The 6,774-nt window shown below is 70.6% G+C and carries 6 protein-coding genes; all 6 read right to left on the bottom strand.

Annotation, left to right across the window (positions count from 1 at the left end; translation table 11 throughout):
• Positions 1-193 precede the first annotated feature (193 nt).
• A complete protein-coding gene (eno, locus tag N869_RS11700; RefSeq protein WP_035061923.1) occupies positions 194-1,471 on the bottom strand; it encodes a phosphopyruvate hydratase in 1,278 nt (425 codons plus the stop codon).
• Positions 1,472-1,685: 214 nt separating this feature from the next.
• Entirely contained in the window at positions 1,686-3,089 is a 1,404-nt protein-coding gene (gene pntB, locus N869_RS11695) for a Re/Si-specific NAD(P)(+) transhydrogenase subunit beta (protein ID WP_035061920.1), read from the bottom strand.
• Between the two features lies 1 nt (position 3,090).
• A complete protein-coding gene (locus N869_RS11690; protein ID WP_035061916.1) occupies positions 3,091-4,647 on the bottom strand; it encodes a Re/Si-specific NAD(P)(+) transhydrogenase subunit alpha in 1,557 nt (518 codons plus the stop codon).
• Between the two features lie 99 nt (positions 4,648-4,746).
• Positions 4,747-5,364 carry a MazG family protein gene (locus tag N869_RS11685; RefSeq protein ID WP_052105477.1) on the bottom strand — a complete coding sequence of 206 codons (618 nt, stop codon included), beginning with the start codon at positions 5,362-5,364 and terminating at the stop codon, positions 4,747-4,749.
• Positions 5,365-5,428: 64 nt separating this feature from the next.
• The gene (locus N869_RS11680) at positions 5,429-5,941 is read right to left on the bottom strand and encodes a hypothetical protein (protein WP_156968515.1); all 513 of its coding nucleotides are present in this window, start codon (positions 5,939-5,941) and stop codon (positions 5,429-5,431) included.
• 64 nt (positions 5,942-6,005) lie between these two features.
• Positions 6,006-6,774 (bottom strand): TRCF domain-containing protein (locus N869_RS11675; RefSeq protein WP_035061910.1); only part of this gene is annotated, 769 nt, incomplete at its 5' end.

The following is a 6,774-nucleotide window of genomic DNA, read 5'->3' as shown; positions in this document are numbered from 1 at the left end:
GGCCCCCCGAGGCCGCCGGCGGCACCGGCGTGCCACGACGAGGCGTGGGCGGTGGGGGACGACGAGCCATGTGTCGATTGTGCCCCGGTCCGTGACATCGCGCCCGCACGTCCGCGGGCGCGTTGACAGCCACGTGCCCGGACACACCGAGGGCCCGACCGTGCGGCCGGGCCCTCGGTGTGACGGGCTGGTGTCAGCCGCGACGCGGGAACGCGCTCGCGCCCGCGTAACGTGCGGCGTCGTCCAGCTCCTCCTCGATACGGAGCAGCTGGTTGTACTTGTTGATGCGCTCGCCACGGGCAGGCGCACCGGTCTTGATCTGGCCCGAGTTGGTGGCGACCGCGAGGTCCGCGATCGTGACGTCCTCGGTCTCACCGGACCGGTGGGACACCATGGCCGTGAACCCGGCGCGCTGCGCCATGGTCACCGCGTCCAGGGTCTCGGACAAGGTGCCGATCTGGTTGAGCTTGACCAGCAGGGAGTTCGCCGACTTCTCCTTGATGCCGCGGGCAAGACGCTCCGGGTTGGTGACGAAAAGGTCGTCACCCACGATCTGCACCTTGTCACCGACGCTCGCCACGAGCCCGGCCCAGTCCGCCCACGCGTCCTCGTCCAGCGGGTCCTCGATCGAGACCAGCGGGTAGTCCGCCACGAGCTTCTCGTAGAAGGCGATCATGTCCGCGGGCGAGGTGGCCTTGCCCTCGAACTGGTAGGTGCCCTCGGAGTAGAACTCCGTGGCGGCCACGTCGAGTGCCAGCGCGATGTCCGTGCCGGGCGTGAAGCCGGCCTTCTCGATCGCGACCAGGATCAGGTCCAGCGCGTCACGGTTGCTCGGCAGGTTGGGGGCGAAACCGCCCTCGTCGCCCAGACCGGTGGCCAGACCCTTGCTCTTCAGCACCGACTTCAGCGCGTGGTACACCTCGGCGCCGCTGCGCAGCGCCTCGCGGTAGGTCGAGGGGCCGATCGGGGCGATCATGAACTCCTGGATGTCCACGTTGGAGTCGGCGTGCGACCCACCGTTGAGGATGTTCATCATCGGCACCGGCAGCACGTGGGCGTTGGGGCCACCGACGTAACGGAACAGCGGGAGGTCCGCCGAGTCCGCCGCGGCCTTCGCCACCGCCAGGGACACGCCCAGGATCGCGTTCGCGCCCAGCTTGCCCTTGTTGGGGGTGCCGTCCAGGTCGATGAGCGCCTGGTCGACCAGACGCTGCTCGCTGGCCTCGAAACCGATCAGCTCAGGGGCGATGTCGTCCATCACCGCGCTGACGGCGTCCTGCACACCCTTGCCGAGGTAACGGCCCTTGTCTCCGTCGCGCCGCTCCACGGCCTCGAAGGCGCCGGTCGACGCGCCCGAGGGCACACCGGCCCGGGCGATGGTGCCGTCGTCGAGGGCGACCTCGACCTCCACGGTGGGGTTGCCGCGCGAGTCCAGGATCTCGCGTGCGCCTACGGCCTCGATCGTGGCCATGGAAGCTCCTTCGGACGATCTGTTCGATGGGTTCGGGCCCGCACCGGTGATGTGTCGCGTCCACGGACGCCGACGGTCGGAGGGACCCCGCCGCCGGTCTTCGTCAACCGGCCGGACTCCACAGTAGTGCTCATCCGCCCGGTGCGGGCGGGACGTTCGGTCGGTGGCGCGCCCCGCCAGACGCACCACCGACCCGATCACGGTCGGCCCATGCTCAGACCGGCACCGTGGCCGACGCCAACGCCTGGGAGATCTGCTCGACCTGGTCCTTCGCGTCGCCGAACAGCATGGCGGTGTTCTCCCTGAAGAACAGCGGGTTCTGCACCCCGGCGTACCCGGTGGCCATGGATCGCTTGAAGACGATGACCTGCTGGGACTTCCACACCTCGAGCACCGGCATGCCCGCGATCGGGGACGACGGGTCCTCCAACGCCGCGGGGTTCACCGTGTCGTTCGCACCGATGACCAGCACCACGTCCGTCTCGGCGAAGTCGTCGTTGATCTCGTCCAGCTCCAGGACGACGTCGTAGGGGACCTTCGCCTCAGCGAGCAGCACGTTCATATGCCCCGGCAGACGCCCCGCGACCGGGTGCACACCGAAGCGGACGTTCACCCCGGAGGCGCGCAGCTTCGCCACCAGGTCGGCCACCGGGTACTGGGCCTTGGCCACGGCCATCCCGTACCCGGGGGTGATGATCACCGACCGCGCCGAGGCGAGCATGTCCGCCACCTCGGCGGCCACCACCTCACGGTGCTCGCCCTGCTCCCCGTCCGAGGCCGCCGCCTTACCGCCCTCGGACCCGAAGCCGCCGAGGATCACGCTGATGAACGACCGGTTCATCGCCCGGCACATGATGTAGGACAGGATCGCGCCCGACGACCCGACCAGAGCACCCACGACGATCAGCAGGTCGTTGCCGAGCATGAAGCCCGCCGCCGCCGCGGCCCACCCGGAGTACGAGTTCAGCATCGACACCACCACCGGCATGTCACCGCCGCCGATGGAGGCGACCAGGTGCCACCCGATCAGCAGCGCGATGACCGTCATCACCGTCAGCGGCACCAGGGCGTTCTGCGCGACGAACCACACCATCAGGCCGAGCGAGGCCACGATCCCCACCAGGTTCAGCGCGTGCCGACGAGGCAGCATCAACGGCGCCGACGACATCTTCGCCGAGAGCTTCAGGTACGCCACCACCGAACCGGTGAACGTGATCGCACCGATGAACACCCCCAGGAAGACCTCCACCTGGTGGACGACGTCGGCCTCCTCGGTCAGGTAGGAGTTGAAACCGACCAGCACGGCCGCCAGGCCGACGAAGCTGTGCAGGATCGCGATCAGCTCGGGCATCTGCGTCATCTCGACGCTGCGGGCACGCCACACGCCCGCGCTCGCACCGATCGCGAACACCAGGGCGATGAGGATCCCGGTGACCAACGGTGAGCGCTCGCTGTTCTGCAGCGCGAGGACCACGGTCGCGGCCAGGGCCAGGACCATGCCGATCATGCCGAGGACGTTGCCCCGGCGGGCCGAGGTCTGGGCCGACAACCCGGCCAGGCTCAGGATGAACAGGACGGCCGCGACCAGGTACACGGCCTGCACGAACGAGGTGAGCACGTCAGGCGTCCTTCCGGAACATGCCGAGCATCCGGTACGTGACCAGGAACCCGCCGAAGATGTTGATGCTCGCGACCGCCGCGGCCACGAACGCGATCGCGGACACCACCGCGTTCGCCGAACCGATCTGGAGCAGCGCGCCGACCAGGATGATCCCCGAGATCGCGTTGGTCTGGGACATCAGGGGCGTGTGCAGCGAGTGCGAGACGTTGAAGATCACGTAGTAGCCGATGATCACCGCGAGGCCGAACACCGTCAGGTGCTGCTGGGTCTCGGGCGGGGCGACCGTCAGGACCAGCGCCGCCAGGACCGCCCCCAACCCCGCGAGGGTCATCCGGCGGGTCCGACGCCGGCGAGCGACCTCGGCGGCCACCCGGGCCTGCTCGACCGGGTCGACCTGGGGCGCCTCGTCCACCTGCGGGGCCGGGGCCGCCGAGACCTGCACCGGGGGCGGAGGCCACAGCACCTCTCCCCCGGTGGTGACCGTCATGCCCCTCTGGACCGGGTCGTCCAGGTCCAGGGTCACGCGACCGTCCCGCTCGGGTGTCAGCAACGACATGAGGTTCACGATGTTCGTGCCGAACAGCTGCGACGTGTGCCGCGGCATCCTGCTCGTCAGGTCCGTGTAGCCCAGGATCACCACGCCGTTGTCGGTGACGACGCGCTCGCCCGGGACGGTGAGCTCGCAGTTGCCTCCACCGGACGCCGCCAGGTCGACGATCACGCTGCCCGGGCGCATCGCCGCCACCATGGCCGCGGTGATCGTGCGCGGGGCCTTGCCCCGAACGAGCGCCGTGGTCACCACGACGTCCGCACGTGCGGTCTCCTGCGCGTACATCTGCGCCGTGAGCGCCTCCTGCTCGGCCGTCAGCTCAGCGGCGTAGCCGTCGGCGCTGACCTCCTGCTGAGCCGCCTCGGCCTGCACGAACTGCGCGCCCATGGACTCGATCTGCTCACCGACCTCGGGACGCACGTCGAACGCACGCACCTGTGCTCCCAGGCTGCCTGCCGCACCGATGGCAGCCAGGCCCGCGACACCCGCACCGATCACGAACACGTTCGCAGGAGCGGTCTTGCCCGCGGCGGTCACCTGGCCGGTGAACATGCCGCCGTACTCCTCGGCAGCCTCGATCACGGCCCGGTACCCGGCCACGTTCGACAGGGTGCTCAGCACGTCGATCGATTGGGCGCGCGAGATCCGCGGCACCGCATCCAGCGCAAGGGCGGTGATGCCCCGTGCGGCGAGGTCCTCGACCAGGCCCGGGTTGGCGGCGGGCGCCATCATCGAGACGAGGGTGGCATCGCCACCGAGGCGGTTCAGCCTCGTGTCCCCGGTCGCGTCGATGGTCGTGACCACATCCGCCGCCCACACCTGGGCCTCGGGCACGATCGTCGCACCTGCCTCGGCATAGGCGAGGTCGGGGAAGCTGGCGCCCTCTCCGGCACCCTCCTCCACGACGACGTCGTAGCCGAGCTTGCGCAGCTGGGCGACAGTCGCGGGTGTCGCCGACACCAACCGTTCTCCCGGTCGTGACTCCCGGGGCACGCCGATCTTCATCCGGTCTCTCCTCGTCGTGGCCGAAGCGGCCTGAAAAAGGGGCCTGACCCCCGGGGAAACCGTAGGTCCCGACGTGCGCCCATCCGGAGGACGTTCGGCTCAGTCCACATCCTGGATCGGCCCGGGCGGGTCGGCCTCGCGGGCGTCGGCCTCGACAGCCCGCAGCGTGCGCCGCAACGCACCCTCGGCGTCCACACCGCGCCCCTCCGCCTCGACCACGAGCGCGAGGAGCCGGGAACCGAGGTCCGCGTCGTCCGGTACGGCGTCCGCGACCGGCGGCGGGTACCCGGCGCGCCGCAGTCGCGACACGACCTTCTGGGCCCGTGCCAGCGCCGGAAGCGACGGCGGGATGCCGTCGAGCGCACCCCGGGCGGGCTTCTCCTCGCGCTTGATGCGGTCCCACTGGCGGTGGAGGTCGGCGCCCTCGACGGCGCCCGCGTCCCCGAACACGTGCGGGTGACGCCGGACCAGCTTCTCGACCACACCGCGCGCGACGTCCTCGACGTCGAACGGCTCGTCCGGGTGCTCCTGGGCGAGCCGTGCGTGGAAGACGACCTGCAGGAGCAGGTCGCCCAGCTCCTCACGCATGGCGTCCCGATCACCGGACTCGACAGCCTCGACGACCTCGTGGACCTCCTCCACCGCGTAGCGCAACAAGGACTCGTGGGTCTGCTCCGCGTCCCAGGGGCACCCGCCAGGTGACCGCAGCCGGTCCATGACGGCCACCAGATCGGACCACGCCGATCTCGACCGGGTCACCGGCCCCCCGTCCGTCACGGCCTCACTCGACGTAACGGATCCAGTCCAGCTGGATGGCCTCGATGCCACCGGCCTCCGCGCTGAAACGCCCGTAGCGCGGGTTCACCTGGATCTCGGCGGCCGCGAACCGGCTCTGCAGCTCGGTGATGACCGCGTCCTGGTCGTTCTCGGCGAACAGCTGCTGCAGGGCCAGGTCGGCGCGCAGCACCTCGAACGCCTCGTCACCCAGCTGGTCCGCCGCCTCGGGCCCGACGTTCACCGTCACGCTGTCGCGGACGTCCTGCATCGAGAGCGCGGCGCCCTGGTCGGCGCTCACACCGTGCACGAACGGGGCCAGGACCAGCATCTGCACCACGATCTGAGGGCCCACACCCGGGAACTGCTCGACCAGGTCGGACTGGGCCGTCGCCACGTAGGACTGGCTGATCACCTCGCCGTCGACGATCGCCGCAGCGCCCGGCTGCCCCTCGCACGCCGTCAGCAGCACCGCCGTGACACCTGCCGTCGCCGCCGCGACCACTGTCCGCACCCTCACGTGCCCGCCTCCCTCGACTCGGCGCACCACCACGCCCGACCAGTCATCGTAGGCGACGTCGCGCTCACCGCGAGGCGCCGTCCGCCGCGGCCGCGACCTCTCCCAGCAGCACCGCCCGCACGAACGTGCGCAACCACTCCAGCAGATCCGCACCGGCAAGCGGCTTGCCACCCACCCGGGCCGTCGTGGGAAACGGCACCAGGACGGTGCGGACCGCGGGCTTGAGCACCGTGCCCGGGTACAGGCGCTTGAGGCGCAGCTGGGCCGACTCGGCCAGCTCCACGGGCGCGAACCGCACGAACTTGCCCTGGGCCGTGACGTCCGTCAGCCCGGCGCCCCGCGCAAGGTTGCGGAACGCAGCGACCTCGAACAGGTTCTCCACCGGCGCCGGCACCGGCCCGTACCGGTCCACCAGCTCTGCGCGCACCGCGTCCAGCGCCTCCGCGGTCGAGGCGTCGGCGACCTTCCGGTACGCCTCCAGCCGCAGCCGCTCGTGCTCGATGTACTCGTGCGGGACGTGCGCGTCGACCGGCAGCTCGAGCGTCACCTCGGCGGGCCGCTCGTCCGCCTCACCCCGGAACGCGGCGACGGCCTCACCGACCATCCGGACGTACAGGTCGAACCCGACGCCCGCGATGTGCCCCGACTGCTCCCCGCCGAGCAGGTTGCCCGCCCCGCGGATCTCCAGGTCCTTGAGCGCCACCTGCATGCCCGAGCCCAGGTCGGTGTTCGCCGCGATCGTGGCCAGACGGTCGTGCGCGGTCTCGGTCAACGGCCGCTCCGGGGGGTACATGAAGTACGCGTACGCCCGCTCCCGGCCACGACCCACCCGA

Origin of the sequence: Cellulomonas bogoriensis 69B4 = DSM 16987 (assembly GCF_000767165.1) — a bacterium.
Taxonomy (GTDB): domain Bacteria; phylum Actinomycetota; class Actinomycetes; order Actinomycetales; family Cellulomonadaceae; genus Actinotalea; species Actinotalea bogoriensis.
The sequence above is the reverse complement of the archived record's forward strand: the minus strand, read 5'-3'. Positions and strand labels throughout refer to the sequence as shown.